Origin of the sequence: Sphingomonas guangdongensis (genome assembly GCF_900199185.1) — a bacterium.
GTDB lineage: Bacteria > Pseudomonadota > Alphaproteobacteria > Sphingomonadales > Sphingomonadaceae > Sphingomonas > Sphingomonas guangdongensis.
Genome location: NZ_OBMI01000002.1, coordinates 608,033 through 634,203 on the forward strand (window position 1 = coordinate 608,033; position 26,171 = coordinate 634,203).

At 68.6% G+C, this 26,171-nt stretch carries 27 protein-coding genes and 2 tRNA genes; 23 read left to right on the forward strand and 6 right to left on the reverse strand.

From position 1 onward, the window contains the following. Positions 1 to 61 precede the first annotated feature (61 nt). The 7 genes from lon to CRO12_RS10070 all read left to right on the forward strand — a co-directional run bounded on the left by lon (position 62) and on the right by CRO12_RS10070 (position 9,553). Positions 62 to 2,518 (forward strand): endopeptidase La, encoded by a 2,457-nt coding sequence (lon, locus tag CRO12_RS10040; RefSeq protein WP_097063895.1) that lies wholly within the window; start codon positions 62 to 64, stop codon positions 2,516 to 2,518. 144 nt (positions 2,519 to 2,662) lie between these two features. Continuing rightward, a complete protein-coding gene (locus tag CRO12_RS10045) occupies positions 2,663 to 2,935 on the forward strand; it encodes an HU family DNA-binding protein (RefSeq protein ID WP_097063896.1) in 273 nt (90 codons plus the stop codon). 77 nt (positions 2,936 to 3,012) lie between these two features. Further along, positions 3,013 to 3,087: transfer RNA gene (locus CRO12_RS10050), tRNA-Val, on the forward strand. 160 nt (positions 3,088 to 3,247) lie between these two features. Further along, on the forward strand, positions 3,248 to 3,655 hold the full coding sequence (locus tag CRO12_RS10055; protein ID WP_097063897.1) for a BLUF domain-containing protein: 408 nt from the start codon (positions 3,248 to 3,250) through the stop codon (positions 3,653 to 3,655). 64 nt (positions 3,656 to 3,719) lie between these two features. Next, entirely contained in the window at positions 3,720 to 4,976 is a 1,257-nt protein-coding gene (locus tag CRO12_RS10060) for a metal-dependent hydrolase family protein (protein WP_097063898.1), read from the forward strand. A 183-nt stretch (positions 4,977 to 5,159) separates the two neighbouring features. Further along, the gene (locus CRO12_RS10065) at positions 5,160 to 6,761 is read left to right on the forward strand and encodes a hypothetical protein (protein WP_097063899.1); all 1,602 of its coding nucleotides are present in this window, start codon (positions 5,160 to 5,162) and stop codon (positions 6,759 to 6,761) included. Positions 6,762 to 6,832: 71 nt separating this feature from the next. Then, on the forward strand, positions 6,833 to 9,553 hold the full coding sequence (locus CRO12_RS10070; RefSeq protein ID WP_097063900.1) for a TonB-dependent receptor domain-containing protein: 2,721 nt from the start codon (positions 6,833 to 6,835) through the stop codon (positions 9,551 to 9,553). Between the two features lie 116 nt (positions 9,554 to 9,669). Here CRO12_RS10070 and CRO12_RS10075 read toward each other — a convergent pair whose 3' ends face one another. Then, the gene (locus CRO12_RS10075) at positions 9,670 to 10,350 is read right to left on the reverse strand and encodes a prolyl hydroxylase family protein (protein WP_097063901.1); all 681 of its coding nucleotides are present in this window, start codon (positions 10,348 to 10,350) and stop codon (positions 9,670 to 9,672) included. A 64-nt stretch (positions 10,351 to 10,414) separates the two neighbouring features. Between CRO12_RS10075 and CRO12_RS10080 the strand changes: the two genes are divergently transcribed. Then, positions 10,415 to 10,491: transfer RNA gene (locus tag CRO12_RS10080), tRNA-His, on the forward strand. A gap of 82 nt (positions 10,492 to 10,573) precedes the next feature. Next, positions 10,574 to 11,626 carry a Glu/Leu/Phe/Val family dehydrogenase gene (locus CRO12_RS10085; protein ID WP_097063902.1) on the forward strand — a complete coding sequence of 351 codons (1,053 nt, stop codon included), beginning with the start codon at positions 10,574 to 10,576 and terminating at the stop codon, positions 11,624 to 11,626. Between the two features lie 8 nt (positions 11,627 to 11,634). On the opposite strand, the gene CRO12_RS10090 is transcribed toward CRO12_RS10085, so the two are convergent. After that, complete coding sequence (locus CRO12_RS10090; RefSeq protein ID WP_097063903.1) at positions 11,635 to 12,015, reverse strand: hypothetical protein; 381 nt, start codon at positions 12,013 to 12,015, stop codon at positions 11,635 to 11,637. Next, complete coding sequence (locus tag CRO12_RS10095) at positions 12,012 to 12,587, reverse strand: acyloxyacyl hydrolase (protein WP_245858375.1); 576 nt, start codon at positions 12,585 to 12,587, stop codon at positions 12,012 to 12,014. The genes CRO12_RS10090 and CRO12_RS10095 overlap by 4 nt, the downstream gene beginning before the upstream one ends. Positions 12,588 to 12,761: 174 nt before the next feature. On the opposite strand from CRO12_RS10095, the gene CRO12_RS10100 reads away from it, so the two are divergent. The 10 genes from CRO12_RS10100 to CRO12_RS10140 are packed head-to-tail and all read left to right on the forward strand — an operon-like array spanning position 12,762 to position 18,714. After that, entirely contained in the window at positions 12,762 to 13,382 is a 621-nt protein-coding gene (locus CRO12_RS10100) for a hypothetical protein (protein WP_097063904.1), read from the forward strand. Between the two features lie 26 nt (positions 13,383 to 13,408). Further along, positions 13,409 to 13,612: a helix-turn-helix domain-containing protein gene (locus tag CRO12_RS10105; protein WP_425443011.1), complete on the forward strand. Its 204-nt coding sequence runs from the start codon at positions 13,409 to 13,411 to the stop codon at positions 13,610 to 13,612. A 46-nt stretch (positions 13,613 to 13,658) separates the two neighbouring features. Continuing rightward, positions 13,659 to 14,381 carry a heme ABC transporter permease CcmC gene (gene ccmC, locus CRO12_RS10110; RefSeq protein WP_097063905.1) on the forward strand — a complete coding sequence of 241 codons (723 nt, stop codon included), beginning with the start codon at positions 13,659 to 13,661 and terminating at the stop codon, positions 14,379 to 14,381. Next, complete coding sequence (locus CRO12_RS18475) at positions 14,378 to 14,506, forward strand: hypothetical protein (RefSeq protein ID WP_281253410.1); 129 nt, start codon at positions 14,378 to 14,380, stop codon at positions 14,504 to 14,506. Before ccmC ends, CRO12_RS18475 begins: the two co-directional genes overlap by 4 nt. Further along, the gene (gene ccmE / locus CRO12_RS10115; RefSeq protein ID WP_097063906.1) at positions 14,503 to 14,937 is read left to right on the forward strand and encodes a cytochrome c maturation protein CcmE; all 435 of its coding nucleotides are present in this window, start codon (positions 14,503 to 14,505) and stop codon (positions 14,935 to 14,937) included. The genes CRO12_RS18475 and ccmE overlap by 4 nt, the downstream gene beginning before the upstream one ends. Then, positions 14,934 to 16,853, forward strand: coding sequence for a heme lyase CcmF/NrfE family subunit (locus CRO12_RS10120; RefSeq protein WP_097063907.1), 1,920 nt, complete (start codon positions 14,934 to 14,936; stop codon positions 16,851 to 16,853). Before ccmE ends, CRO12_RS10120 begins: the two co-directional genes overlap by 4 nt. Continuing rightward, entirely contained in the window at positions 16,850 to 17,377 is a 528-nt protein-coding gene (locus CRO12_RS10125; protein ID WP_097064287.1) for a redoxin family protein, read from the forward strand. The genes CRO12_RS10120 and CRO12_RS10125 overlap by 4 nt, the downstream gene beginning before the upstream one ends. Then, positions 17,374 to 17,766 (forward strand): cytochrome c-type biogenesis protein, encoded by a 393-nt coding sequence (locus CRO12_RS10130; protein ID WP_097063908.1) that lies wholly within the window; start codon positions 17,374 to 17,376, stop codon positions 17,764 to 17,766. Before CRO12_RS10125 ends, CRO12_RS10130 begins: the two co-directional genes overlap by 4 nt. Beyond that, positions 17,766 to 18,398: a tetratricopeptide repeat protein gene (locus CRO12_RS10135; RefSeq protein ID WP_097063909.1), complete on the forward strand. Its 633-nt coding sequence runs from the start codon at positions 17,766 to 17,768 to the stop codon at positions 18,396 to 18,398. Before CRO12_RS10130 ends, CRO12_RS10135 begins: the two co-directional genes overlap by 1 nt. Positions 18,399 to 18,441: 43 nt before the next feature. After that, entirely contained in the window at positions 18,442 to 18,714 is a 273-nt protein-coding gene (locus CRO12_RS10140) for a hypothetical protein (RefSeq protein ID WP_097063910.1), read from the forward strand. Between the two features lie 126 nt (positions 18,715 to 18,840). Here CRO12_RS10140 and CRO12_RS10145 read toward each other — a convergent pair whose 3' ends face one another. Both CRO12_RS10145 and ald read right to left on the reverse strand, forming a co-directional pair. After that, positions 18,841 to 19,056: a DUF3072 domain-containing protein gene (locus CRO12_RS10145; protein WP_097063911.1), complete on the reverse strand. Its 216-nt coding sequence runs from the start codon at positions 19,054 to 19,056 to the stop codon at positions 18,841 to 18,843. 40 nt (positions 19,057 to 19,096) lie between these two features. Further along, entirely contained in the window at positions 19,097 to 20,203 is a 1,107-nt protein-coding gene (gene ald, locus CRO12_RS10150; RefSeq protein WP_097064288.1) for an alanine dehydrogenase, read from the reverse strand. Between the two features lie 130 nt (positions 20,204 to 20,333). Here ald and CRO12_RS10155 point away from each other — a divergent pair, with 130 nt between their 5' ends. From CRO12_RS10155 to CRO12_RS10170, 4 genes are all read left to right on the forward strand, one after another. Further along, entirely contained in the window at positions 20,334 to 20,816 is a 483-nt protein-coding gene (locus tag CRO12_RS10155) for an Lrp/AsnC family transcriptional regulator (RefSeq protein WP_245858377.1), read from the forward strand. 117 nt (positions 20,817 to 20,933) lie between these two features. Further along, positions 20,934 to 22,853, forward strand: a complete 1,920-nt coding sequence (locus CRO12_RS10160) for a potassium transporter Kup (RefSeq protein ID WP_097063912.1) — start codon at positions 20,934 to 20,936, stop codon at positions 22,851 to 22,853. Then, positions 22,850 to 23,998 carry a glycosyltransferase gene (locus CRO12_RS10165; protein ID WP_245858379.1) on the forward strand — a complete coding sequence of 383 codons (1,149 nt, stop codon included), beginning with the start codon at positions 22,850 to 22,852 and terminating at the stop codon, positions 23,996 to 23,998. Before CRO12_RS10160 ends, CRO12_RS10165 begins: the two co-directional genes overlap by 4 nt. 62 nt (positions 23,999 to 24,060) lie before the next feature. Continuing rightward, on the forward strand, positions 24,061 to 25,464 hold the full coding sequence (locus tag CRO12_RS10170) for an NAD(P)H-dependent flavin oxidoreductase (RefSeq protein ID WP_097063913.1): 1,404 nt from the start codon (positions 24,061 to 24,063) through the stop codon (positions 25,462 to 25,464). 90 nt (positions 25,465 to 25,554) lie between these two features. Here CRO12_RS10170 and CRO12_RS10175 read toward each other — a convergent pair whose 3' ends face one another. Next, positions 25,555 to 26,049 carry a PilZ domain-containing protein gene (locus CRO12_RS10175; protein WP_097063914.1) on the reverse strand — a complete coding sequence of 165 codons (495 nt, stop codon included), beginning with the start codon at positions 26,047 to 26,049 and terminating at the stop codon, positions 25,555 to 25,557. Between the last annotated feature and the right edge of the window lie 122 nt (positions 26,050 to 26,171).

Sequence of the window (26,171 nt, forward strand, 5' to 3'; positions counted from 1 at the left end):
CGCGGAGCGCCCATATGGTTCCCAGACGGCGACCCCGTATCGGCCGCCCCCCGGAGTTTCCATGAAGACCAGCTACCCCGTTCTTCCCCTGCGTGACATTGTCGTCTTTCCGCACATGATCGTGCCGCTGTTCGTCGGCCGCGACAAATCGGTCGCCGCGCTGGAGGCCGCGATGGCCGACGACAAGGAGATTCTGCTGATCGCGCAGCTCGATCCCGGCGAAGACGATCCCGGCCGTGACGACCTGTACGACGTGGGCGTGACTGCCGAGGTCATGCAGCTGCTGAAGCTGCCGGACGGCACCGTGCGTGTGCTGGTGTCGGGCAAGGAGCGGGCGAAGCTCGAGACGCTGGAGGAGGGCGGGGCCTTTCTGACGGCCAGCGTGACGGCGGTGGACGGCACCGACGAGTCGCTTGAGGCGGCAGCCGAGGGCGTCGATGCAGCAGTAGGCGAGCTGACGCCCGAGAAGCTGAGCCCCGAACTTAAGGCGCTGATGCGCTCGGTGGTCGACCAGTTCGAGAACTATGCCAAGCTCAACCGCAAGCTACCCGCCGAGACGGCGGTTCAGCTCGGCGAGCTGGAGGATCCCGCGCGCCTGGCCGACGCGGTCGCCGGCAACATCGCGGTCAAGGTCGCCGATAAGCAGGCGCTGCTGGTCGAGACCGATCCGCACAAGCGGCTGGAGATGGTCTTCGCCTTCATGGAAGGCGAACTCGGCGTGCTGCAGGTCGAGAAGAAGATCCGCAGCCGGGTGAAGCGCCAGATGGAGAAGACCCAGCGCGAGTACTACCTCAACGAGCAGCTCAAGGCGATCCAGCGCGAGCTGGGCAACGAGGGCGAGGAAGGCGACGGCGACGAGATCGCCGAGCTCACGCAGAAGATCGCGACGCTGAAGCTTTCCAAGGAAGCGCGGACCAAGGCGACCGCCGAGCTCAAGAAACTGAAGACCATGGCACCGATGAGCGCCGAGGCGACGGTGGTGCGCAACTATCTCGACGTGCTGCTCGGGCTGCCGTGGGGCAAGAAGAGCAAGATCAAGAAGGACATCCCGGCCGCACAGGCGATCCTGGATGAGGATCACTATGCCCTGGAGAAGGTCAAGGACCGCATCGTCGAGTATCTCGCGGTGCAGGCGCGCACCAACAAGCTGAAGGGCCCGATCCTGTGCCTGGTCGGCCCGCCGGGCGTCGGCAAGACCAGCCTGGGCAAGTCGATCGCCAAGGCGACGGGGCGCGAGTTCATCCGCCAGTCGCTGGGCGGGGTGCGTGACGAGGCGGAGATCCGCGGACACCGTCGCACCTACATTGGTTCGCTGCCCGGCAAGGTCGTGACCAACCTCAAGAAGGCCGGCACGTCCAACCCGCTGTTCCTGCTCGACGAGATCGACAAGCTCGGCCAGGATTTCCGTGGCGACCCCGCGTCCGCGCTGCTGGAGGTGTTGGATCCCGAGCAGAACAACAAGTTCAACGACCATTACCTCGAAATCGACATCGACCTGTCGGACGTGATGTTCGTGACCACCGCAAACACGCTCAACCTGCCGCAGCCGCTGCTCGACCGGATGGAGATCATCCGGCTGGAGGGTTACACCGAGGACGAGAAGGTCGAGATCGCCGAGCGCCATCTGGTCGCCAAGCAGATCGAGGCGCACGGGCTGAAGGCTGGCGAGTTCACGCTGACGCAGGCGGGCCTGCGCGACCTGATCCGCTACTACACGCGCGAGGCGGGTGTCCGCACGCTGGAGCGGGAGATCGCCAAGCTCGCCCGCAAGGCCCTGCGTCGCATCCTGGAGAACAAGGCGACCGAGGTGACGGTCACGCCGGAGAACCTCCACGAGTTCGCCGGTGTCCGCAGGTACCGCTTTGGGATCGGGGAGGAGGAGCATCAGATCGGTGCGGTGACGGGGCTCGCCTGGACGGAGGTCGGCGGCGAGCTGCTGACGATCGAGAGCGTGACCGTGCCGGGCAAGGGCGCGATCAAGACGACCGGCAAGCTCGGCGACGTGATGAAGGAATCGGTCGAGGCGGCGTTCAGCTTCGTGAAGGCGCGCTCGCCGAGCTTCGGCATCAAGCCGTCGATCTTCAATCGCAAGGACGTCCACGTCCACCTGCCCGAAGGCGCCGTGCCCAAGGATGGCCCATCGGCCGGCATCGGCCTGGTCACCTCCATCGTCTCGACGCTGACCGGGGTTCCGGTCCGCCGCGAAGTCGCGATGACAGGCGAGGTGACGCTCAGGGGCCGCGTGCTGCCGATCGGCGGTCTGAAGGAGAAGCTGCTGGCGGCGCTGCGTGGCGGCATCACCACCGTGCTGATCCCGGCCGAGAACGAGAAGGACCTGGCGGAGATCCCGAGCAACATCCGCGATGGTCTTGAGATCATTCCCGTCTCGCACGTCGATGAGGTCCTGCGCCTAGCGCTCACGGGGGAGCTCAGCGCGATCGACTGGTCAGAGGCGGACGAGCGTGCGGCCTTTCCGCCGCCGGGGGTCGCGCCGCTGGGCGACCCTGTCCATCATTGAGACAGTCGGCTCGGCTCATCGTTTCGTTGACGCAAGAATGTTGGAATCCCTTTGACTCGCAACCCGGCCGGAGCCTTACTAGGTCTCCGGCCGTGTGCCGCGATTCCATTCATGTTTGCGTGTAATGACGGGGGTTCTCAACGCATGAACAAGCAGGAACTGATCGGCCAGGTTGCCGAAACGTCGGGCCTGGCCAAGGGCGATGCCAGCAAGGCGGTGGAAGCCGTTTTCGACGCGATCTCCGCTTCGCTGAAGCGGGGGGATGAGGTTCGCCTGGTCGGCTTCGGCACATTCTCCGTCTCCAAGCGCAAGGCGTCTACCGGGCGTAACCCGCGCACCGGCGAGCCAATGACGATCGCGGCGTCCTCGCAGCCGAAGTTCAAGGCCGGCAAGGGCCTGAAGGACTCGGTCAACTAAACCCTCAGGCGGGCTGGACAGGCGGGATCGACCCGCCTAAAGGCCCGCTTCCCGAGCGGCCGGCGGCCGATCGATTGGGGCGCGTAGCTCAGCGGTAGAGCACACCCTTCACACGGGTGGGGTCACAGGTTCAATCCCTGTCGCGCCCACCATTAAAGGCCCGTCCGGTCCACCGTGACCGGCGGGCCTTTTGGTGCGATGCTGTCCCGGCGTCAGACTGACGCACCGCCCGCATCTCGCGGCTTGAGCCACGATCGGGCAAACGCTCGCTGAGCATGTTGCCCGCATGTTCTGCCGCCGTTATGGAGCGGCATGCCCGCCGACCGCCTGCGCCAGATCACCTATTCGAGCAGAGCCGCCGATGACGTCGACGCCGACGCGATCCTTCAGGTATCGCGCCACAACAATGCCCTGGATGGGATCACCGGCATCCTGGTGATCGAAGGGCAGGCGATCACCCAGGTGCTGGAAGGGCCGGGCGAGAGCGTGGCAGCCGCCTTCATCCGGATCGCCCGCGATCCCCGCCACAGCGAGGTGACGTTGCTCAGCGACCGGGAGATCGAGGAGCGTGATTTCGGCTACTGGAGCATGGAGCTTGCCGACCGGCTGAGGCTGGAGCCGGAGCAGCGCCGCCGTCTTGCGCGACGTCTGGCAGAGCTGCCTGAGGCGCTGCGCCGAAGCTTCGACTTCGGGCCGGGCAGCGCGACTGCCGGCGTCTGAAGCGGGCTCGACCCGGCTGCATCAAGCGCGCAAGGTTGCAAGTGCTGTCGCTGTCGGAGGATCCATGCGCTGCCTGCTCGCGCTTCTTGCCCTCGTCCTGACCGGCAATGCGGCGCCTGAACCCGCCGCGCCTGCCATCCTGATCGTGCCGGCGCGCGTCTTCGACGGTGTCGATCCGCATCCGCACGCCGGCTGGAAGGTGCTGGTCCGCGGCGATCGCATCGTCGCCGTGGGTCCGGATGTCGCTGCGCCGCCGGATGCGGAGCGGATCGATCTGCCAGGCGCGACCCTGATGCCCGGGCTGATCGACCTCCACGTGCACCTGTTCCTGCACCCCTATGACGAGGCGTCGTGGAACGATCAGGTCCTCAAGGAGTCGCTCGCGCTGCGCACCGTACGCGCGGTCGCCGCCGCGCGGTTGACGGTCGCGGCCGGCTTCACCACCGTCCGCGATCTCGGAACGGAGGGTGCGCTTGATGCCGATGCCGGTCTGCGCGACGCCATCGCCGCCGGGATCGTGCCCGGACCACGCCTGCTGATCGCGAACCGGGCGCTGGTCGCGACCGGGTCCTATGGTCCGAAGGGTTACGCAACCGATGTGCCGCAGGGTGCCGAGGAGGTCAGCGGCGATGGCGTGGTCGCAGCGGTTCGTCGCCAGATCGCGCGCGGGGCCGACTGGATCAAGCTCTACGCCGACTACCGCTGGGGGCCGGGGGAGCCGAGCCGACCGACGTTCACCCTGGAGGAACTGCGGGCGGCGGTCGCCGCCGCGCATGATGCCGGGCGCCGGGTTGCGGTTCACGCCAGCACGCCGGAGGGTATGCGGCGCGCGGCCGAGGCGGGCGCGGACACGATCGAGCATGGAAACGAGGGAACGGCGGCGGTCTTCGCGCTCATGAAGGCGCGGGGGGCCGCTTACTGCCCGACCCTGGCCGCGACAGTGGCGGTCGCCCGTTACGCCGGTTGGAACGGGCGTGCGCCGGAGCCGTCCGGCGTCGCGGCCAAGCGCGCCAGCTTCGCCGCGGCGCTGCGATCGGGCGTCACGCTGTGCGTGGGTGGCGATGCGGGCGTGTTCGCGCACGGCGCCAATGCGGACGAGATCGTGCTGATGCATCGCTGGGGTCTGGGTGCCCGCGCCCTCGTTCTCGCGACCTCGGGCAATGCGGCGCTGCTCGGCCTGGCGGATCGTATCGGACGGGTCGCACCAGGCCTGGTCGCCGATCTGGTCGCGGTTGACGGCGATCCGACAGCCGAGCCGGAGGCGCTCAGGCAGGTCCGGCTCGTGCTCAGGAGCGGCAAGCGAGCATCACTCGTCCCATGACTGAATAATTGTCACAGCTTCGTAACGTCTCGGTCACCCAAGTGTCACCCAAATCGCACACGGCCGTCACAGGGCGGGCCTAGCGCCCGCCGTGAGATCGACAAAGGGGTAGCTTTCGAGTCGGTCCCGGGGGGCAGCGCCTTCCGTCACGCATCCATGCGACTAGAACGAACGGGAGACGTCATGCGCAACCTGAAGACCTTCGGCCACGTCCTGATGGCCGGTACCGCCGCCCTTGCGCTGTCCGCGTGCGATGGCGCCTCCAGCGTCGCGTCGCCGGGCGAGGGCACGGTGGTCATCCCGGCTCCCGCGCCTGCGCCTACCCCGACCCCGACCGGCACCCCGACCCCAGCGCCTGGCACCCCGGCCGCGAGCTGCCCGACCGGCACCAACGACGGCGGCATCGTCGGCAACTATCGTGCGTGCCGCCTCCCGGCGCTGCTGACCGGCAACGTTACGCTGGCCCGCCTTGCGGGCGTCGCCTATGAGATCAATGGCCGCGTCGACGTGGGCGTTGATGCCGGCGGCACCGGGACCGGCTCGACCCAGACCGGCATCCTCACGATCCAGCCGGGCGTGGTCCTCTACGCCAACACTACCAACACCGATAACGACTTCCTGATCGTCAACCGCGGCAGCCGCATCGCGGCCGAGGGCACGGAGACGCAGCCGATCATCTTCACCGCGCAGCAGAACCTGACCGGCGGCGTCACCGACGAGTCGCAGGGCCTGTGGGGCGGCGTCATCCTCGCCGGCCGCGCGCCGATCTCGAACTGCAACCTGGCGGGCGTCGCCGGCGGCGCGGTCAATTGCGAGAACGTCGTTGAGGGTACCGGCAACGCGCTCTACGGCGGTGCGACCCCGACCGACACCAGCGGCACCTTCCGCTACGTCCAGATCCGCTACTCGGGCACCATCATCAGCCCGAACAACGAGCTGCAGGGCCTGACGCTTGGCGGCGTCGGCTCGGGCACCACCATCGACCACGTCCAGGTTCACAACTCCTCGGACGACGGCATCGAGGTGTTCGGCGGCCGCGTGAACATGCGCTATCTGGCGATCACCGGCGCCGACGACGACGGTTTGGATACCGATGTGGGTTGGCAGGGCTTCGTCCAGTTCGTGATCGCGGCGCAGAAGCCCAACAACACGCAGACCGACAACTACTCGACCGAGATCGACTCGAACAACGCCGAGGACGCGCTGCCGCGCCAGAACTACCGTCTGGCCAACTTCACCTTCATCGACACCTCCACCGCGACCAACGCGGCGGTCCGCATCCGCGGCGGTGCCGACGTGACCATGGTGAACGGCATCATCCAGTCGAACACGCCGTGCCTCAACATCGTGGCGGGTGAGACCTCGGCTACCGACAAGTCGACGATCCGGCCGGCGAACGCTGCGCTGCAGGACAACGGCCCGCCGGTGTTCAACTCGGTGTTCTTCGCCTGCACCGGCGCCTTGTCGACGACCACGGCCGTGAACGGCATTACCGTGACCACCGCGGAGCAGGACGCGCTGGTCGCCGCGGGCAGCAACAACACGCCGGGTGGCACCGCCGCCAACGCGCTCCAGAACGGCTACTTCCCGACGGCGACAACGCTCGCGGTGACGCCGTTCAACGCGGCAACGCTCAACCCGTCGGGCACGTCCTTCTTCGTGCAGACCGCGTTTATCGGCGCGGTCAGCGGTCCGAATGACACGAACTTCCGCGGCTGGACCTGCAACTCCAACCGCGCGAACTTCGGCACCACCAGCGGCGCCTGCACCGGCCTGCCGAGCTGATGCGAGCACCCGGGGCGGCGCGCGAGCAGCCGTCGCCCCGGGCCTCCACCCTCTGGCTATCGGAAGCGCCCATGAAGACCTTCGCCGCCCTCTGCCTCGCGAGCACGATCCTCGTCGCGCCCGCCGCTCTCGCCCAGACCTCACCCGCGCCGACGACCCCGCCGTCGTCGACCACGAGCACGCCCCCGACCGAGGCGACCGAGGTGCAGACCACCGCGCCGGGCGACGTAGCGGCTCAGGATCCGCAGACCGGCGAGCCGGTGCCCGACGTGTCGGGTCCGGGCAGTTCGGGTGAGCTAGAGGACATCGTCGTTGTCGGGCGCAACATCCCGAACATCGTCCGCTCGACGCCGGAAGTCGTCTCCGTGCTCTCCGCCGCCGACATCGCCCGGACGGGTGAGGGCGACATCGCCGGCGCGCTTCAGCGCGTCACCGGCCTATCGGTCGTCGGCAACGGCTTCGTCTTCGTCCGCGGCCTCGGCGATCGCTATTCCTCATCGCTCCTTAACGGCTCGCCGCTGCCCTCGCCGGAGCCGCTGCGCCGCGTGGTGCCGCTCGACATCTTTCCGACCAACGTCATTGCCTCCTCGCTCGTCCAGAAGAGCTACTCGGCCAACTACCCAGGCGAGTTCGGCGGCGGCGTCATCAACCTGACCACGCTCGCCGTGCCGAAGGAAAGCTTTCTCCAGATCGGCGGCGGGATCAGCGCCGATACCGAGACCACCAGCGAGCTCGGCTACGTCTACGACGGCGGCCGCTACGACACGGTCGGCTATGATTCGGGTGAGCGCCGCGTCCCCGGCTTCATCCGCCGTGCCGGTCAGACGGGGGCGGGGGTCACCAACGCCGCCGATCTGATCTCGCTATCGAACGCGCCGACCACGCTGCTGCTCGCCAACTACCACTTGCCGCCGAACTGGTCGGGCGACACGAGCTTCGGCACGTCGTTCGACTATGGGTCGCTGCGGCTCGGCGTGATCGGCTCGGCGGGCATCAACAATGGCTGGCGTACGCGTGAGGCGCTGCAGCAGGTCGCCAACTCGGCGTCGGGCGGGCTTCAGTCCGACCGCGACACGGTGCTGACCGACAATCGCGTGATCGTGAACGGCCTGATCGGCTTCGGCGCGGAGTTCGGCCGCAACAAGATCCGCTTCACCAACCTCTACATCCACGACACGCTGAAGCAGGGCCGCCTGTCGAGCGGCTTCGCCGGGAACTTGACCGGTCAGATCAACGGGCGCGACCCGCTAATCCAGCAGAACACCAACTGGTTCGAGCGGCAGCTGGTCGACAGCCAGCTGGTCGGCGAGTTCAAGTTCGGCGACCTGTCGGTCGACCTGCGCGGCAGCTACGCCAACACGAAGCGCAAGTCGCCGTACGAGCGCGCCTTCACCTACGAATACAGCACGATTGCCAACGACTACGTCAACAACCTGGCGGGCAACTCCTCTGCGTCGGTCGCCTTCAGCGACCTCAACGAGGACCTGTGGTCGGGCCAGGCCGACCTGTCGTACAACCTGAATCTCGACCGGCCGGTGACGCTGTCGGCCGGCTACTACTACCAGGACACCCAGCGTGAGTCGTCGCGCTACTCGTTCGAGTACCGCCTGCCGGGCAACTCGGCGCTGAACGTCGTCGCGGCTCAGCAGCGGCCGGATTACCTGCTGTCCGACTCGACCATCCAGCGTTTCGGCATCGGGCTGGTCAACACCTCCGCCAACCAAGGCGTCGCGGCCTACGACGCGGACCTGACGATCAACGCCGGCTACGGCCAGATCGAGGCGGAGCCGCTCGATGGCCTGCGGATGACCGCGGGTGTCCGCTACGAGGACGGCGTGGAGGTCGTCCGCGCCGGTGCGGCGCTCAACCGTCGTCTTGCCAACAACTACTGGCTGCCGGCCGCCACCTTCACCTGGAACTTCGCCGCCGACCAGCAGATCCGCTTCCACGTGTCCAAGACGATCGCGCGCCCGCAATTCCGCGAGCTCGCGCCGCAGCTCTACCAGGATTTCGAGAGCGACCGCCTGTTCTACGGCAACCCGTTCCTGAACGATTCGGTGCTGTGGAACGCCGAGGCGCGATACGAGTGGTTCTTCGCGCGTGACCAGCGCATCACGGTGGCCGGCTTCTACAAGCGGATCGACGACCCGATTGAGGCGGTTGCGTCATTCCCGACCAACGAATCACCGCTCCAGACCGGCTTCGCCAACGCGCCGCAGGCGAAGCTCTACGGCGCCGAGTTCGAGGTGCAGAAGTACTTCGGGCTGAACTCGCTCGGCGACTTCTTCGCGACCAAGCGGCTGCTGGTGATCGCCAACTACACCTACACCCAGTCGGAGATCTCGGCGGGGAACGAGCTGGTCGCCGACCCGATCTCCGGCACCCGCGCGACACCGCTGCTGACCCAGGCCAACCTGCTGTTCCGCGACGGTGCGCCTTTGGTCGGGCAGTCCGACCATCTGGTGAACTTCCAGCTGGGCGTGGAGGACACCGATACGCTGTCGCAGATCACGGTGCTGGTGAACTACGCGTCCGACCGCGTGACCAATCGTGGCGCGGTCAGCTCGGGCGTTCGCCTGCCCGACCTGGTCGAGCGGCCGGGTGCCCGGCTCGACGTCGTCGCGCGCCAGGGCTTCTCGGTCGCCGGCGCCGATCTCGAGCTGAAGCTCGAGGCGCGCAACCTGACCAAGACCCGCTACCAGGAGTTCCAGACCTTCGATAGCGGGCGCGTGTTCGTGAACCGCTACGACCTGGGTCGCATCTTCTCGGCGGGGCTCAGCGCGAAGTTCTGACGGGTCGGGTGTGCCGGCTTACCTGCGGTAACCCCAGCGAACGCTGGGGTTACGGCAGCATGTGTGTCCCTGAATGAGAGCGATTTCAGCTTTCGCTGGAATGACAGGGATCGCCGTCACCGCGGCCAGTGACGTTCGCGGAACCACTTGGTGATGACGTACTTCGTGCCCGCGCGCACCTTCATGCCGTGGTGGAGCGTCGCCGGGTTGACGCGTCCGTCGCTGCGCAGGTTGTTCCAGGCGAGCAGCTTGCCCGTTTCCGGCTGCATGATCTTGTCGATCACCTTGAACCGCGTGGCGCCCCCGGCCTCGGGCTGGTTCAGGTAGATCATTACGGTCCAGGTGCGCTGCCCGGCGACGCTGCAGAACTTGTCGAAGTCGGCGCCGTTCGGCTCGAAATAGTCGGTGTGCGCCTTGAACTCCTGTCCGACCGCGTAGCGCTGCCCCTGCATCTGCTCGCCGTGGCGCAGGTCGAGCCCGGTCAGCTCCGCGATCCGCGCATCGATCGCGGCGACGACCGGATCGGCGTCGGGCAGGTCGCAGGTCTCGCTCGTCCGGAACGCGTCGTCGCCGTTGTAGTCGGAGACGGTGGAGGGACGCCGGTTGGCGTCGATCTGCGCGATCACCGCGCCGCAGGTCGCGGCGTTCAGAAAGTTGCGGACGACGAACAGGTCGAGCTTGGCGCTCGGTACCCGCTGCACGCCCGTGGCATCGCGCAGCGCGTCGAGCACGGGTTCTGCCGGAAAGCCGGATCCGGGTGCGGGGGCGACGCGCACGTCGCTGGCGGGCGTGAACATGGGGCGAAGCTTTGCGCAGCCTTGATCGCCGGCGCAACCCCGGCTAAGCGCGCGCTTCGTTGCGGCGACCGTAGTTCAATTGGTTAGAGCGCCGGCTTGTGATGCCGGAAGTTGCGGGTTCAAGTCCCGTCGGTCGCCCCACCTGCTGCATTCGCGCTGGCAATCCGCCACTGCAAACAATATTGCGCGTGCCCGCAACATCATTTCAGCTGGGAAGAAGCGCATGAGCGCAGTCTGGGACCTGTCCGATTTCGACGCGCACGAGGGCGTCCACCTGTTCCGCGACCGGGACAGCGGGCTGACCGCGGTGATCGCGGTGCACTCTACCGCGCTCGGGCCGGCGGCGGGCGGGGTGCGCTTTTGGCATTACGCGACCGGTGAAGCCGCGATCGTCGACGCGCTGCGCCTGTCGCGGGGCATGAGCTACAAGAACGCGATGGCCGGCCTGCCGCTCGGCGGCGGCAAGGGCGTCGTGCTGGCGGACGCGGCTGGCGCGACGATCACGGAGGCGCAGCTCCTCGCCTTCGGCAACGCGGTCGAGTCGCTCGGCGGACGCTATGTCACGGCGGAGGACGTCGGCATGTCGGAGGCGCGGATGGGCGTGATCGCGTCGCGCACCCGCCACGTCTCGGGCCTGCCGGTCGCGGGCGGCAGCGCGGGCGGCGATCCGGGGCCGTTCACCGCCATGGGCGTCTACCTGGGGGTGAGGGCCGCGGCGAGCCGCGCGCTCGGCAGCGACCGGATGGCGGGCGTCCACGTCGCGATCCAGGGCGTCGGCAGCGTCGGCGGCGGGCTTGCGCGGCTGCTCGCGAAGGACGGCGCGCGCCTGACGCTCGCCGACGTCAACGTCGACAAGGCGCGCGCGCTGGCCGACGAGCTCGGCGCGGCGCTGGCCGCGGCGGACGAGGTGCTCGCCACCGAGTGCGACATTGTCAGCCCGAACGCGCTGGGCGCGGTGCTCGGTGAGCGCACGATCAACGCGCTCCGCTGCAAGGCGGTCGCGGGCGGCGCGAACAACCAGCTGGTCGACGCACGCCATGGCGCGCTGCTGGCGACTCGCGGCATCCTCTACGCACCCGATTACGTCATCAACGCCGGCGGGATCATCAACGTCGGGCTGGAGTATCTGGGGCAGGGGGACCGCCAGGAAGTCGAGGCGCGGATCGCGCAGATTCCGGGTCGCCTCGAATCGATCTGGGCGGCATCGGCGGCGACGGGTCTGCCGTCGAGCGACGTCGCCGATGCGCAGGCCCGCCGTCTGATCGGGCGCGGCTGACGCCCGCGCTACGGTGGCGAGACGCCGTAGTGGCGCTGGAGCTCGGTCGTGAGTCGCCCGAGCATGCAGGCCTTGACCAGCGCGCGGGTCGGGCTGGTGGCCATGCAGCCGAGTAGCGAGCCGCACAGCCCCGCGTCGATCGCCGGCAGCCCGAAGCCGCGGCGCAGCACGCACTGCCTGCTCCGGGTCGCGCGATCGGTTCGCGTCGACAGCTTGGCGTGGTAGGTGGCGAGCGAGGTGACAACCAGGTCGCCGTTGGTCGCGACGGCCGCGGTTCCGGCGGGCGGCTGAATTTCGATCTCGAGCGTCAGGTTGCCGCGGTACGCGATCGGCGTCGGCGCCGGTGTTCCGGCTGCCTGGATCAGCAGGGAGAGTAGGAAGGCCGTCATCGTCCGAGCGTGCGGACGATCCGCAGACCGAGCAGGTCGATCCCCGGGTTCTGCTCGCCGAAGATCTGGCGATGGCTGAAGTGCTCCCACGACAGCTCGGCCGCCCAGCGCCGATCGAGGCGCACGCCGACGGAGGCGTTGGGATTGAACAGCACCTGCGACCCGAACGATACGCGCCGACGATAGATGTCGTAGCGCCGGAGCGCTTCGTCCCGCGTGATGCCGGGCGCGAACGGATCGGGCGTGAAGCGATAGCCGTCGTGGATCGCGACGCCGATTCCGCCCTGCACGTAGAGCCGGTCGCGGAGCAGGTGCTGGCGCCACTCCGCGCCTAGGCTGGCGAAGCTGGTCCGTCCCTCCAGGCTGACCTGCGCCTTGGCGGCGAGCCGCGGCTTCAGCAGAATGGCAAGCGGCCGGGAGCGGTAGATCAGCTGCGCGTCGTTCGTGCCGTCCTCCTCCTGTCCGTCGATGACGACGCCGGGCGGCCGGATGGGAAAGGTCAGCCGGTCGCCGAGCGGATGAAAGTTGGCGCCATGTCGATAGCCGCCGATGCCGATCTCGGCACGGGCCATCTCCAAGGCCGACCCACGATCCTCCGCCGCCGCCGGCGCGCAGCCGAGCGCCAGCCCTGCGCAAACTGCGCCGCATCTTACCATCATTGCCAGAGACCCCACCAAAAGACTGTCGCGCAGCCAGCTCGTTTGACGTAGAATGAGGAAAAATTGCTGTCAAACAGAAAGAATATAGTGCCGGCTACTCATCTGCTCACGAGCCCAAAGGCGCGCATCTGTCGAGTCGCCGGTGGCTTCTTCCTGGCGGCCGCCCTCTGCCTGGCGGCCGTCATCTGCCTCGCCCCCGCTGCGCCGGAGCTGCTAGCGCTGTGCAACGGGCCGCACTGCGAGGTGACCGAAGGGCCCATCGACGTGCTGCCACGCGAGATACAGACGCAGGTGCGAAGCTCACCCGATGCGCTGGCGCGGTTTGAGGCATACCGCCGGCGCCCGCTCGTGCGCGTCGGCGCGCTGGGCGTTGCGGCCGTCAGCCTCGTGCCATTCGCCGGGCTGCTGTTCGGGGTCGGGCTTGCGCTTCGGCGGCTCGGCGGTGGCGGCGATGCGCTCGGACAGGCGCTGCCGTGGCTGCGACGCGCCTCACTCGCCGCGATTGTTTGGGCGTTGTCGAGCCCGCTGGCGGAGAGCCTGGAGGTGATGCTGCTCTATCCCGGCACGCCTGCCGGTGCGCATTGGCATATCGTGCTCGATCCGAAGTCGATCATGACCGGCCTGATGCTCGCGGTCGCCGCCTACGCCGCGGTGTGGGCGATGGAGGCGGGGGTGCAGGCGCAGCGCGACCTGGCGGAGATCGTCTGATCCCCGTCGTCGTCAATCTCGACGTGGTGCTGGCGCAGCGCAAGGTCCGCTCCAAGGAGCTGGCCGAGGCGATCGGCATTACCGAATCGAACCTGTCGCTGCTCAAGTCCGGCAAGGTGAAGGGCGTGCGCTTCGCGACGCTTGCCGCGATCTGCCGCTATCTCGATTGCGTACCCGGCGACATCCTGGCGTACCAGCCGTCGGACGACGATCTGCGCGCGGAGGAGTGAGAACCCCTTAACGCCCGGGCCAAAATCGACTAACCGGCGCGCAGCAGTGCCCAGCATCCACGCCCTCGCCAACCCTGCGCGTTTCCTGAAGGTTGCGCGACCGCTCACCCCCTGGCTGTTCTGGGTGGGCGTGGCGCTGATCGCGATCGGGGCCTGGGCGGGGCTCACACGGACGCCCGCCGACTATCTGCAGGGGGAAAGCGTCCGCATCCTCTACATCCATGTGCCGACCGCCTGGCTCGGCATGGGCGGGTGGAGCGGGCTGGCGATCGCATCGGTGACGTACCTGGTATGGCGCCATCCGCTCGCCCACATCGCCGCCCGCGCCATTGCCGTGCCCGGCGCGCTCTTCGCGTTCCTGTGCCTCTCGACGGGCGCGATTTGGGGCCGGCCGACCTGGGGCACCTGGTGGCAGTGGGACGGGCGGCTGACCTCCATGCTGCTGCTGTTCTTTGTGTACCTCGCCTATCTGGCGCTTGCCCGCGCCGACGCGGAGCGGGGCGGGGACGGGCGTATCCCGGCGCTGTTCGGGATCGGCGGCACCGTGCTGCTGCCGATCATCCGCTACTCGGTCGTTTGGTGGAACACGCTGCACCAGGGGCCGAGCATCACAGTGTCGGGCTCCGCGATCGACGGCGCGATCCTGTGGCCGCTGGCGTTCACCCTTTCGGGCTTCACCCTGTTCTTCGCCGCCGTGGTGCTGATGCGGATGCGCGCGGCACTCGCCCACGCGCAGGTCGAGGCGCGGCTGCGCAGGCTGGTGGCATGAACGCCTGGCCCTTCGTGACCGCGGCCTGGGGGCTGACGATCGGCGCGAGCGCGCTGGTCGCCGCGTTGTCCTACCGCGCGATGCGCCGCGCGGAGAACGCTGCTCGGGCGCTCAGGCGGTCATGACGGCCAAGCATCAGCGCTTGACTCTGGCGCTGCTCGCACTGCTCGCGATCACCGGCGCCGCACTCCTCGCGCTGTCCGGACTGCGCGACCAGGCCGCCTTCTTCTACGCACCCGCCGACCTTCGGCGCGCGCCGCCCGCCGCCGGCACCGCGATCCGGCTGGGCGGCATGGTCGCGCGCGGATCGGTCAGCAAGGCCGCCGACGGCGTCACCACCCGCTTCGTCGTGGGCGACGGGCAAGCGACCACCCCCGTCACCTACCGCGGCATCCTCCCCGACCTGTTCCGCGAGGGCAGCGGCGTCGTCGCGGAGGGTCGCCTGGACACCGCCGGTACCTTTGTCGCCGACACCATCCTCGCCAAGCACGACGAGCGCTACATGCCGCCCGAAGTCGCCGGCGCGCTCCACAAGACCGAGACGCTGGAGCGATGATCGCGGAGGCCGGTCTCGCCGCGCTGTGGCTCGCCGCCGCGGTCGCGCTGCTGCAACTGGTGCTCGCCGGCGTGGCGCTGCGCGGCGGGCAAGCGGAGGTGCTCGCCGCAGTGCGCCCGGTCGCGGTCACGGGCGGCGTGCTAGCGCTGCTCGCGTTCCTGTGCCTGGTCGCGGTGTTCGTGCGATCGGACATGTCGGTGCTGCTGGTGGTGGAGAATAGCCACTCGGCCAAGCCGCTGCTCTACCGGATTTCGGGCGTGTGGGGGAACCATGAGGGCTCGATGCTGCTGTGGGTCACCGTGCTCGGCCTCGCGGGCGCGGCGATCGCCCGGATCGAACACCGGCTCGACGAGCGCCCGCTGGTCGCGACGCTTGGCGCCCAGGGGGCGATCGCGCTCGGCTTCTTCGCCTTTCTGCTGTTCGCGTCCAACCCCTTCGCCCGGGTCGCCCAGCCGCCTGCAAACGGGCTCGGCCTCAACCCGCTACTCCAAGATCCGGGCCTCGCCTTCCACCCGCCCACACTCTACCTCGGCTATGTCGGGCTGTCGGTCGCATTCAGCTTTGCGGTGGGAGCGCTCGTCACCCGCGACGTCGGGCCGGCATTCGCGCGCGCGATGCGCCCTTGGGTGCTCGGCGCATGGATCTTCCTGACGCTCGGCATCACCGCGGGAAGCTATTGGGCGTACTACGAGCTCGGCTGGGGCGGCTGGTGGTTCTGGGACCCGGTCGAGAACGCATCGCTGATGCCGTGGCTCGCCGCCACGGCGCTGCTCCACTCGGTCACCGTGCTCGCGACCCGCGACGGCCTGCGCGCCTGGACGGTGATGCTGGCGGTGGTTGCCTTCTCCATGTCGATGATCGGCACCTTCTTGGTGCGGTCGGGCATTCTGACCAGCGTCCACGCCTTCGCCGTCGACCCCAGCCGCGGCACCTTCATCCTCGCGCTGCTCGCGCTATACATCGGCGGTGCGCTCGCACTGTTCGCGCTCCGCATCGGCACGGTGAAGACCGGCACCACCTTTGAGCTGCTCAGCCGGGAAGGCGGGCTGGTGCTCAACAACCTGCTGCTCAGCGTCATCCTTGGCGTGGTGCTGATCGGCACGCTCTACCCGATCGTCGCGTCCGCTTTCGGTGTGCAGCTCTCGGTCGGGCCGCCGTTCTTCGACAAGGCGGCGGGTCCGATCGCGCTGGCGCTGGTGGTGGCGCTCGCAGCCGGGCCACTGGTGCGCTGGCGGCGTGACCGCTGGGACGCGCTGGCCGGGCGGCTGCTGGTGCCCGTCGCCGCCACCGGGCTGGCGCTCGGCGCGGTGGTGCTGTTCGCGCCGTTCAAGAGCGTGCTGTCGTCCGCCGGGCTGGTGCTGGCGGCCGGTCTCGCGGTGGCGAGCGTCGCGCCGCTGTGGGGACGCAATCTGGCGCGGACACCGTTGTTCACCTGGGGCATGGTGATCGCGCACCTGGGCGTGGCGGTCAGCCTGTTCGGCATGGCCGCCGATGCCGCCTTCACGCGCGAGACGCTGATCGCCGCACGGCCTGGTGAGCAAGTCGGCGTCGGGCCGTTCCGCGTCACCTTTGACGGGCTGAAGCCTGCCATGGGCCCGAACTGGTCGGCGCTGGAAGGCCGCTTCACCGTGCAGCGCGGAGACGCGGCGCCGTTCGTGCTGCGCCCACAACAGCGCTTCTTCGCCCAGCCGCCGACCACCACCAGCGAGGCCTCGATCGCGACGCTGTGGGATGGACAGCTCTACGCCGTGCTCGGCAATGCGGACGCGGGCGGCCGCTGGCAGGTCAGGCTGTGGTGGAAACCGTTTGTGACGTGCATCTGGGCGGGCGGCGCGCTGATCGCGCTCGGCGGCGCGCTCTCGCTGCTCGGCCGCATTCGCCGCGCGCGGCTGCGCCATGAGGAGGCGTGGGCGTGAAGCGCTGGCTGATCTGGCTGCCCTTTATCGCCTTCGCCGCGGTGCTGTGGCTGGTCGCGGCCGAGCTGACCCGCCCCGCCGACCGGACGGTGCGGTCGCGGCTGGTCGGGCAGGCGCTGCCCGGCTTCAGCCTGCCGGCAGCGGTCCCCGGCAAGCCGGGGCTGGACGCGCGCGCGTTCCGCATCGGCGAGCCGCGACTCCTGAACATTTTTGCCAGCTGGTGTGTGCCCTGCGCGGCGGAGGCGCCGCAGCTCGCCGCGCTGGCGCGCGCCGGGGTGCCGATCGACGCCATCGCGATCCGCGACAAGCCGGAGGACGTCGCCCGCTTCCTTGCCCGCTACGGCGATCCGTTCCGCGCGATCGGTGCCGACCAAACCAGCGCGGTGCAGCTTGCGCTCGGCTCGTCGGGTGTGCCGGAGACGTTCGTGATCGACGGGCAGGGCCGCATCGTCGAGCAGCACATCGGCGATCTGCGCGCCGAGGATGTCGCGCGGCTCACCGCGCTGGTGAAGGGCGCACGATGAGGGCGTGGCTGCTTCCGCTCGCGGCGCTGACGCTCGTCGCCGCCACCTCGCCGGCGCGCTACGCGAACACGCAGCTTGCCGATCCGGCCAAGGAGGCGGAGGCGCAGGCGCTGATGGTGACGCTGCGCTGCCTGGTCTGCCAGGGCCAGTCGATCGCCGACAGTGACGCCGACATGGCCGCCGACATGCGCGCGCTGGTGCGGCAGCGGATCGCGCGCGGCGAGCGCGCGGGCGACGTGCGCGACTGGCTGATCGCACGCTACGGCGAATATGTCAGCTACGATCCGCCGCTCACCGCGCTGACCGCGCCCTTGTGGCTGGCGCCCATCGCCCTGCTCGTGGTCGGGCTGATCGTCGCGCGCGCCAGCTTCCGGCGCAGGCGGTCCTGATGGGCTGGCTCATCCTGCTCGCGATCGGCGCCGCTGCCTTCGGTCTCACCCGGCTGCTCGGCGCGCCGCGCACGCTCGCCTCGTTCATCGGCGCGGCGCTAATGCTCGGGGCCACCGGCTACGCGCTGCAGGGTCGGCCGGGGCTCGCCGGACGGCCGGCGGCGACAGCGCGCGCCGGCAGCACGCTCGACCCCGGCGTCGCCGAGCTACGGACCCGGATGTGGGGACGGTTCACCTCGGCCGAGCCGTATTTCTTTGCCGCCGACGCGCTGGAGCGCTCGGGCGCGCAGGCTAACGCGGTTCGGCTGCTGCTCGGTGGCGTCAACGCGCAGCCGCAGAACGCGGCGCTGTGGACCGGGCTCGGCACGGCCTATGCGGAGCACGACGGGACGGTGTCGCCAGCTGCACGCTTCGCCTTTAACCGGGCGATGCAGCTCGCCCCCGATCATCCCGCCCCGCCATACTTCCTGGGGCTGGCGTTGGTCCGCGCCGGGCAGTTCGGCGAGGCGCAGCGCTGGTGGTTGCGCGCCTACGCGATCACGCCGGATGCGCTGACCTACCGCGCGGAGATCGGACGGCGGCTGACGCTGCTGGAGGCGCTGATCGCGAGCGGGGCGGGGAACCTTCGCTAACCTCCTACGCTCCCATCGCACCGATCAGCGGGAAGGATGGTGCATGGCAGAGGCAACATGGGGCGACGCCGCCTCGCCGGAACTTGACTGGCGCATGAGCGCGGCACTCGAGAATGTGCCGCGTGGCGGGGAGACGGTCGCCGAGGTGACGAGCCTGGCGCAGGCGGTACGCGAGTGGCTGACCCTCGACCCGGAGCTCCGGGCCGAAGCGGTGCTGACGCCGGAAGCGCCACTGGTCATCGACGGTGCGTCGCTTGCGCAGCTCAAGGGTGAGCACATCGGATTGCTCGCGGAATGGTTGCCGCCTGCCGACTAGCGAATCCGCCGGAAGCGCAAGCGGCCTCTACCGGCGAACCGCGATAGCAACCGAGCCGAGCGCGGTGGACTCCGACGATTGTCGGGGTGCACCGCTCCTCGAACTACTTGATAAGGCGACCAGGGTTCAGCTCGTGCCGCGCCCGGTCTGCTCCTGCAGCTCGTCGATCTTCTTGGACGCGTCCGCCTTGCTGAGCGAGTCGTCGAACTCGGCGCCAGCCTCCTCCGACAGCGTCTTGAGGTAGCTCGCCTGCGCTCCGGTCATCGGCTCGTCACCGGTGGTCCAGTCGTCGGGATCCTTGACGGCATTGCCGGAGGGATGGTCCTTGGGATTGTCGGTCATGGCGGTGAGATCCTTTCGCTGCCACGAACGCCGCTGTTCCTTATCCGTTCCACGCCTCGTACGCGAGGTCGAGGTCGTCGGCGACCGCCTGGTACGCGATCTTGCCCTTGTAGACGTTGAGACCGTTGGCGAGGTGCGCGTCCGCCTTCATCGCAGCCTCGGCGCCATGGTTCGCGAGGCGCAGCGCGAAGGGGAGGGTGGCGTTGTTGAGCGCGAACGCGGAGGTGCGCGCAACCGCGCCCGGCATGTTGGCGACACAATAGTGGATCACGCCGTCGACCTCGAACACCGGGTCCTGGTGGGTGGTCGCGTGGCTGGTCTCGAAGCAGCCGCCCTGGTCAATCGCGATGTCGACCATCACCGATCCGCGCTTCATGGTCTTCACCATTTCACGCGTGACGAGCTTGGGCGCCGCGGCGCCCGGGACCAGCACCGCGCCGATCACCAGGTGGGCGTTCTTCACCGCCGCCGCGATCGCCGCCTTGCTGGCGTAGGCGGTCTTGATCTGGCTGGAGAAGAACATGTCGAGCTCGGCCAAGCGGTCGTTGTTGATGTCGTAGATGGTGACGTCCGCGCGCATCCCGACCGCCATCTGCGCGGCGTTCACGCCCGACACGCCGCCGCCCAGGATCGCAACCTTGGCCGGCGCGACGCCCGGCACGCCGCCCAGCAGGACGCCGCGGCCGCCCTGCTCTTTTTCCAGATAGTGCGCGCCGACCTGCACCGACATGCGGCCGGCGACCTCCGACATCGGCTTCAGCAGCGGCAGCGCGCCGCTGCGCGACGTCACCGTCTCATAGGCGATGCAGATCGCGCCCGACTTCATCAGCCCCTCCGCCTGCGGCTTGTCGGCCGCGAGGTGGAGGTAGGTGAAGAGCAGGTGGCGCGGCTCCAGCAGCGCGATCTCCTGCGCCTGCGGCTCCTTCACCTTCACGATCATGTCACTCTGGGCGAACACCTCCGCCGGCGTCGCGACGATCCGGGCGCCGGCCGCCTGGTAGTCGGCGTCGGTGAAGTCGATGCCGGCACCCGCGTTCGTCTCCACGATCAGCTCATGGCCGGCGGCGACCAGCTCGGCGACCGACGGTGGGGTCAGTCCGACCCGGTACTCGTGGTTCTTGATTTCCTTCGGCACACCGACGCGCATGACCTGCTCTCCAGCTGATTTGTTGCGACCGTCATAGCGCATCGCGCGCTGACGATCCCTGCAAAGTTTAGGCGGAGAGTCACCTTTGACGCATGGATTGCGCGCCTAGGAACCTGTAAGCGACCAAGCCATGCACATCGACCGTATAGACACCAATATTCTGCGCATCGTCGCCGCCGACGCGCGGCTGTCCGTCAGTCAGATCGCCGCGCGAGTCGGGCTGTCGCAGTCCGCCTGCACACGGCGGTTGCAGGCGCTGGAGGCGAGCGGGCGGGTGACCGGCTATGCGGCCCGACTCGGCCGCCGCGCGCTCGGCTTCAAGGTGCGCGCGCTGGTCGACATCACCCTGTCGACGCAGGTGGAGGAGGACCTCGCCCGCTTCGAGGCGGCGGTCGGCGACATCCCGGGCGTGGTCGCCTGCGCGCTGGTGTCGGGAAACCAGGACTATCGGCTGACCATCGTGTGCCGCGACCTCGACGATTACGAGCGGCTGCACCGCGAGCATCTCGGCCGCTTGCCGGGCGTCCTGACAATCAGCAGCAGCTTTGTCCTGCGCGAGGTGCCGACCAGGGGCGAGGCGGACGCGATCCTGGGTGGTACGGCGCCGTCCTGATTGTGCGTTGCGGCGCGTTCGGCGGAGTGCTAGCTGCGCCGACCTGATGCCAACAGAGGCGCCCAGGGTCGTGACCATGACCATCACCGCCGGACATCCGGCCACGGACATCCGCCGGTGAGCGACGCGCTCCCGACCACATCCGCCGACTCACCACCCGCCGACCTTGAACACCCGCACGCGAAGGACGGGCTGGCCAAGCTCGCGGTGGGCGCGATCGGCGTCGTCTACGGCGACATCGGCACCAGCCCGCTCTACGCGATGAAGGAGGTGTTCGTCGGGCATCACCCGCTCGCGGTCGACCAACTCCACATCTTCGGCGTGATCAGCCTGATGTTCTGGTCGCTGATCCTGATCGTGACGCTTAAGTACGTCCTCTTGATCCTGCGCGCCGACAACAATGGCGAGGGCGGGAGCCTGGCGCTGCTCGCGCTGATCCAGCGCAAGTCGGGCGGTGGCCGATGGGGACCGAGCCTTGTCATGCTTGGCGTGCTCGCGACCGCGCTGTTCTTCGGGGACTGCATGATCACGCCCGCGATCTCGGTCCTCTCCGCGGTCGAGGGGCTGGCGACCGTGCAGGAGGGATTCGACAGCTGGGTGATCCCGATCGCGGTCGGGATCATGGTCGGGCTGTTCTACCTTCAGTCGGTCGGCACGGCCAAGGTCGGCAAGCTGTTCGGGCCGATCATGCTGATCTACTTCGTGACGCTGTCGGTCATGGGCCTGCTGAAGATCATCGATCGTCCGGACGTCCTGCTCGCGCTCAATCCGTGGTGGGCGGTGCAGTTCGCGGTCACCGACGGAGGGCTCGCCTTTCTGGCGCTGGGCTCGGTCGTGCTGTGCGTGACCGGTGCGGAGGCGCTCTACGCCGACATGGGGCATTTCGGGCGGCGGCCGATCCAGTTCGCCTGGGCGTTCCCGGTGCTGCCGGCCCTGATGCTCAACTATCTGGGGCAGGGCGCACTGCTGCTCGACGATCCCGCGGCGGCGGAGAACCCCTTCTTTCTGATGGCGAGCGAGGACTTCCGCCTGCCGCTGGTGATCCTGGCTACTATGGCGACCGTGATCGCCAGCCAGGCGGTGATCACCGGCGCTTATTCGGTGGTCCAGCAGGCGGTCCAGCTCGGCCTCATGCCGCGCATCCGGATCGATCATACCTCCGCCAGCGAGGCGGGGCAGATCTACATCCCGACGATCAACTGGGCGCTGCTGACCATGGTGCTGCTGCTGATTCTCGGCTTCCAGGAATCGTCGAACCTCGCCGCCGCCTACGGCATCGCGGTCACCGGCACGATGTTCATCACCACCTGCATGATGGGAGTGCTGTTCCGCCGCGTGTGGCAGTGGCCGATCGCCCTGGTGGCGGCGTTCGTCACCGTGTTCGTCATCATCGACGGCATGTACTTTGCCTCCAACCTGACCAAGGTGCCGGACGGCGGCTGGTTCCCGCTCCTGGTCGGGATCGTCGTCTTCATCCTGCTGACCACCTGGGCCAAGGGTCGATCGCTGATGATCGAGCGGCTGGCCGAGGCTGCCATGCCGATGAAGATCTTCATCCAGTCCGCCGCCAACTCGGCGACGCGGGTGCCGGGCACCGCGGTGTTCATGACCTCCACCGCGGACGGCGTGCCCCACGCGCTGCTCCACAACCTCAAGCACAACAAGGTGCTCCACGAGCGTGTCGTGCTCCTGACGGTCAAGATCGTCGACGTTCCCTTCGTGCCCGACCACAAGCGGGTCGAGCAGTCGGACCTGGGCCAGGGCTTCCACCGCATCGTCCTGCGCTTCGGCTTCATGCAGGAACCCGACGTGCCCGCCGCGCTCAAGACGGTCGGGGCGTGCGGGGCTGAGTTCAAGATGATGGACACCAGCTTCTTCCTTGCCCGCCAGACGCTCCTCCCCTCCGACAAGCCGGGCATGGCGATCTGGCGCGAGCAGCTGTTCGCCTGGATGCTGCGCAATGCGGAGAGCGCGATGGAGTTCTTCCGCCTGCCGACCAACCGCGTGGTGGAGCTGGGAAGCCAGGTCGAGATTTGAGCGGACCGCCGGTCAACATCCTTCACCTCCACTCGAGCTTCTCGCTCGGCGGCAAGGAGGCGCGGGCGGTGCGGCTGATGAACGCCTGGGGCGAGCGGGCGCGGCACACGATCGTGTCGGGCGTCCCCGACCAGACCGGGGCGGAGCGGGCGATCGCGCGCTCCATCGACTACCAGATCGCGCAGAACCCGCCGCCGCTGACCGGCAAGCCCTCGGTCAAGCGCTACGAGGCGATCGCGCGCTACATGCGACGCTTCGATCTGGTGCTCACCTACAACTGGGGAGCGATCGACGGAGTCATGGCGCGGCGCGTGTTCGGCAGGGGCGCGCCGCCGGTGGTCCACCACGAGGACGGCTTCAACTCCGACGAGGCCACCCGCCTGCTGCCGGTCCGCAACATGTACCGCCGCCTGGCGCTGCCCGCCGCACACGCGCTGGCGGTGCCGAGCCAGTTGCTGGAGCAGATCGCGCTCGACGTGTGGAAGCAGCCGCCGGCACGCGTCCACCGCATCTCCAACGGCGTGCCGACGATGCGCTACGCGGCCAAGCCCGGGAAGGACGCGATCCCCGGCTTCACTCGCCGCCCGGGCGAGGTGGTGATCGGCACCGTCGCCGGCCTGCGCGCCGTCAAGGACCTGCCGCTGCTGGTTCGCGCCTTCGGTGGCGTGCCGGGCAAGGTGCGGCTGGTGATCGTCGGCGAGGGGCCGGATCGGCAGGCGATCGAGGACGCGGTCGATGCCATGTTCCTCCACGATCAGGTGGTGCTCGCCGGTTTCCTGCCCGATCCGGCTAGTTACATCGGGACGTTCGACATCTTCGCGCTGTCCTCCAGGAGCGAGCAGCAGCCGATCGTGGTCATGGAGGCGATGGCCGCCGGGTTGCCGGTGGTCTCCCCGACGGTCGGAGACGTGGCCGAGATGGTGAGCGAGCCCAACCGCCAGTATCTGACCGAGGATCGCAGCGAGGTGGCGCTGCGCGACCGGCTGACGTGGCTGGTGCAGGATGAGAAGACGCGGCGCTGGGTCGGCCAGGCGAACCAGGCGCGCGCGCGCGCGTTGTTTGACGAGAGTGCGACCATCGCGGCCTATGCGGCGCTGTACGAAGGCGCACTGGGCCGTCCCGGCGCGCTCTGGCCTTCGCGATAACAGTCGCAATTTTGCCATATAGCGGGTAACGGCGCCGCGATGGGGCATCTGGTGGAGGTAGCGTGTTCAAGGGTCTGACGCCGATCGTCTATGGGGGCCGTGAGGTCTGGCCGCTGGTCGAGGGCGGCAAGGGCGTGGCGGCGACCAATCACGCCTCTGCCGGCGCCTGGGCGGCCGCCGGCGGAATCGGCACCGTGTCGGCGGTCAACGCCGACAGCTACGATCCCGAGGGCAAGATCATCCCCCAGGTCTACCACGCGCTGACCCGGCGCGCGCGGCACGAGGAACTGGTCGAGTACGCGATCGAGGGCGCGGTGCAGCAGGTCAAGCGCGCCTGGGACATCGCCGGCGGCGCGGGTGCGATCAATATCAACGTGCTGTGGGAGATGGGCGGCGCGCAGCGGATCCTTCACGGCGTGCTGGAGCGGACCCGCGGGCTCGTCTCGGGCGTGACCTGCGGCGCGGGCATGCCGTACAAGCTCAGCGAGATCGCGGCCTCCTACGGCGTCAGCTATCTGCCGATCGTGAGCTCCGGACGCGCCTTTCGCGCGTTGTGGAAGCGGGCGTACTCGAAAGCGGCCGAGTGGCTGGCGGCGGTGGTGTACGAGGATCCCTGGCTGGCCGGCGGCCATAACGGCCTGTCGAACGCGGAGGACCCGCTCGCGCCCGAGGACCCGTACCCGCGGGTGAAGGCGCTGCGCGAAACGATGCGCGAGGGCGGCATCAGCGACGACGTGCCGATCGTGATGGCGGGCGGCGTCTGGTACCTGCGCGACTGGAGCGACTGGATCGACAATCCGGAGCTCGGGCGCATCGCCTTTCAGTTCGGAACGCGCCCGCTGCTGACCCAGGAAAGCCCGATCCCGGCCGAGTGGAAGGCCAAGCTGATGGAGATCGAGCCGGGCGAGGTGCTGCTCCACCGCTTCTCGCCGACCGGCTTCTACTCCTCCGCGGTCCGCAACCCGTTCCTCCGCAACCTGGAGGCGCGCTCGGAGCGGCAGATTGCCTTCTCTGCGCAGCAGGCGGGGGACCACACCCACCAGCTCGACGTCGGGGTAAAGGGCCGCAACTTCTGGGTCACGCTCGGCGATCTCATGCGCGCCCGCGAGTGGTACGGGCTCGGCTTCACGGAGGCGCTGAAGACGCCCGACAACACGCTTGTGTTCGTGACCGCGGAGGAGAAGGGCACGATCCGCAAGGATCAGGCCGACTGCATGGGGTGCCTCAGCCAGTGCAGCTTCTCGTCCTGGGCGGACACGGAGACGAACTCCACCGGGCGCCTCGCCGACCCGCGCTCCTTCTGCATTCAGAAGACGCTGCAGGACATCGCGCACGGCGGTCCGACCGACCAGAACCTGATGTTCGCCGGCCACGCGGCCTATCAGTTCAAGCGGGATCCGTTCTACTCGAACGGCTTCGTGCCGACGGTGAAGCAGCTGGTCGACCGCATCCTGACGGGGGACTGAGCAGGCGTCATCCCGGGGACGCTGGGAGCTCGTGCCGCGGGCGTGCGCCTCTTGATCGAGCCTCCTGCGTAAGCTCGGATGACCGGAACCTCAGGAATTGCCTGCCATCGCTTGCCGAACCGCGGCGAAGGGGCGATCAACCACGTCGAACAGCGTCGCGCCGATCACCAGCGCGACCGCGACGATCCCGGCGAGCAGCACCATGTGCTGGAACGCGGCGGCGCGGCGCTGGCTGCGCGCCGCGATCTCCTCGACGCGGGGCCGCTCGCGCCGCTCGGCGACGGGAGAGTTCGCCTCCGTCGGAGCCGTGACCGGCGCGGCACGAGCGGCGGTGAGCGCGGGGATGTCGATGGCGTCCTGAGTGCGCGCGCCGAACAGCGGCCCTGCCGACCAGACCACCCGCGCAACGATCTTCAGCGCGCCGCGGCGAACCTCCACATAGTCCCCGCGCTTCGGCACCGCCTCGGCCGGGCGCACCAGCAACCCCCGTTTCGAGACGTTCTGGACGGTGATGTCCTGCCAGGTGCCGGCACAGTTCATGCGCGCGCGCACGAACACCTTGTGCCTGGGCTCGCGCGCCTTCACCGAGAAACTCCGCCGATCATGGCTTTGCGCGATAACGGACGAAGGTTAAAGCGCTGGAAAGACAAACACTAACGCAGATTAGGCACGACGCCGCCGACAGGGTTCAGAGGCGTAGGGCGGCA

What these genes read in the sequence shown, in the direction of transcription:
- lon (WP_097063895.1), top strand. Translation starts at nt 62, where the DNA reads ATGAAGACCAGCTACCCCGTTCTTCCCCTGCGTGACATTGTCGTCTTT.
- CRO12_RS10045 (WP_097063896.1), top strand. Translation starts at nt 2,663, where the DNA reads ATGAACAAGCAGGAACTGATCGGCCAGGTTGCCGAAACGTCGGGCCTG.
- CRO12_RS10055 (WP_097063897.1), top strand. Translation starts at nt 3,248, where the DNA reads ATGCCCGCCGACCGCCTGCGCCAGATCACCTATTCGAGCAGAGCCGCC.
- CRO12_RS10060 (WP_097063898.1), top strand. Translation starts at nt 3,720, where the DNA reads ATGCGCTGCCTGCTCGCGCTTCTTGCCCTCGTCCTGACCGGCAATGCG.
- CRO12_RS10065 (WP_097063899.1), top strand. Translation starts at nt 5,160, where the DNA reads ATGCGCAACCTGAAGACCTTCGGCCACGTCCTGATGGCCGGTACCGCC.
- CRO12_RS10070 (WP_097063900.1), top strand. Translation starts at nt 6,833, where the DNA reads ATGAAGACCTTCGCCGCCCTCTGCCTCGCGAGCACGATCCTCGTCGCG.
- CRO12_RS10075 (WP_097063901.1), bottom strand. Translation starts at nt 10,350, where the DNA reads ATGTTCACGCCCGCCAGCGACGTGCGCGTCGCCCCCGCACCCGGATCC.
- CRO12_RS10085 (WP_097063902.1), top strand. Translation starts at nt 10,574, where the DNA reads ATGAGCGCAGTCTGGGACCTGTCCGATTTCGACGCGCACGAGGGCGTC.
- CRO12_RS10090 (WP_097063903.1), bottom strand. Translation starts at nt 12,015, where the DNA reads ATGACGGCCTTCCTACTCTCCCTGCTGATCCAGGCAGCCGGAACACCG.
- CRO12_RS10095 (WP_245858375.1), bottom strand. Translation starts at nt 12,587, where the DNA reads ATGGCCCGTGCCGAGATCGGCATCGGCGGCTATCGACATGGCGCCAAC.
- CRO12_RS18475 (WP_281253410.1), top strand. Translation starts at nt 14,378, where the DNA reads ATGAACGCCTGGCCCTTCGTGACCGCGGCCTGGGGGCTGACGATCGGC.
- ccmE (WP_097063906.1), top strand. Translation starts at nt 14,503, where the DNA reads ATGACGGCCAAGCATCAGCGCTTGACTCTGGCGCTGCTCGCACTGCTC.
- CRO12_RS10120 (WP_097063907.1), top strand. Translation starts at nt 14,934, where the DNA reads ATGATCGCGGAGGCCGGTCTCGCCGCGCTGTGGCTCGCCGCCGCGGTC.
- CRO12_RS10130 (WP_097063908.1), top strand. Translation starts at nt 17,374, where the DNA reads ATGAGGGCGTGGCTGCTTCCGCTCGCGGCGCTGACGCTCGTCGCCGCC.
- CRO12_RS10135 (WP_097063909.1), top strand. Translation starts at nt 17,766, where the DNA reads ATGGGCTGGCTCATCCTGCTCGCGATCGGCGCCGCTGCCTTCGGTCTC.
- CRO12_RS10140 (WP_097063910.1), top strand. Translation starts at nt 18,442, where the DNA reads ATGGCAGAGGCAACATGGGGCGACGCCGCCTCGCCGGAACTTGACTGG.
- CRO12_RS10145 (WP_097063911.1), bottom strand. Translation starts at nt 19,056, where the DNA reads ATGACCGACAATCCCAAGGACCATCCCTCCGGCAATGCCGTCAAGGAT.
- ald (WP_097064288.1), bottom strand. Translation starts at nt 20,203, where the DNA reads ATGCGCGTCGGTGTGCCGAAGGAAATCAAGAACCACGAGTACCGGGTC.
- CRO12_RS10155 (WP_245858377.1), top strand. Translation starts at nt 20,334, where the DNA reads ATGCACATCGACCGTATAGACACCAATATTCTGCGCATCGTCGCCGCC.